The sequence below is a fragment of the Faecalibacterium sp. An122 genome (assembly GCF_002160895.1).
Taxonomy (GTDB): Bacteria; Bacillota; Clostridia; order Oscillospirales; family Ruminococcaceae; genus Faecalibacterium.
In genome coordinates, this window is record NZ_NFLL01000073.1 from 1 (window position 1) to 851 (window position 851).

Here is an 851-nt window from a genome sequence, read left to right on the forward strand (position 1 = left end):
ATGGTATCCAGAACCAGGTTGACTGTTTGCTGGGTTGCAGTCTTATAAGCCACAATACTGTTGTCGTACAAATCACGGATCATAGACAGATACAGTACACCTTGTTTGGTTTGAATATAGGAGATATCGGTCACCCATTTGCGGTTTGGCGCTTCAGCGTGAAAATTCCGATTGAGAAGATTCTGGTATTTGTGCAGCTGCTGCCCCATCTGCTGCCAACGTCTGCGGCGACGGATTTCAGACAATAAGCCGTATTTTTTCATGACACGCAGGATCGTTTTAGGGTGTATCTGAGAAGTCGGCTCATATGTGCAAAATGGAGAAAATGACAGCAGAAGCAGCAAGGAAAAGAAAAGCCTGAAAAGAATCCGCTCTCTTATCATAGCGGGTAGCGATCCGCCTGAAGTCTTTCAAGCGGCAAAAATAGCGCTCTATTACATTCCGGCGCTTGTAAATTTGCCGGTCATATTTCCAGGGATGAAGCAGATTCTTGGTCGGCGGGATGGTGTACTGGGCACCCTGCTCAGCAAGGAAAAGTCGAATTTTCTTTGCCCCATACGCCCGATCGCCCAAAATGTTGCAGCCCTTGATTTTTCCAAACTTCTGCAAAAGAGGGATGGCCTGGTCACAATCAGCGCAGTTACCAGCAGATATTAACAAACAGACAGGTATTCCTTCCCGATTGACCAAGGCGTGAATCTTTGTGTTCTTTCCTCCACGGGTCCGTCCAATACAGACGTCCCGCTTCATCGTTTTCTTGGACCACGGCTTGCCTGTTCAGATACTTTGCTGGTTGTGGAATCAATATTCAGCTCTTCGAGTTCTGCATTTGCACCAAGTGCGTGAAAGAT

General features: G+C 47.0%; 1 protein-coding gene and 1 pseudogene. One reads left to right on the plus strand and one right to left on the minus strand.

Annotation, left to right across the window (positions count from 1 at the left end):
* A pseudogene (locus B5E67_RS15290) lies at positions 1-263 on the minus strand (IS3 family transposase); the annotation flags it as partial.
* 46 nt (positions 264-309) lie between these two features.
* Here B5E67_RS15290 and B5E67_RS16010 point away from each other — a divergent pair.
* Positions 310-657 carry a hypothetical protein gene (locus B5E67_RS16010; RefSeq protein WP_242957062.1) on the plus strand — a complete coding sequence of 116 codons (348 nt, stop codon included), beginning with the start codon at positions 310-312 and terminating at the stop codon, positions 655-657.
* Positions 658-851 lie beyond the last annotated feature (194 nt).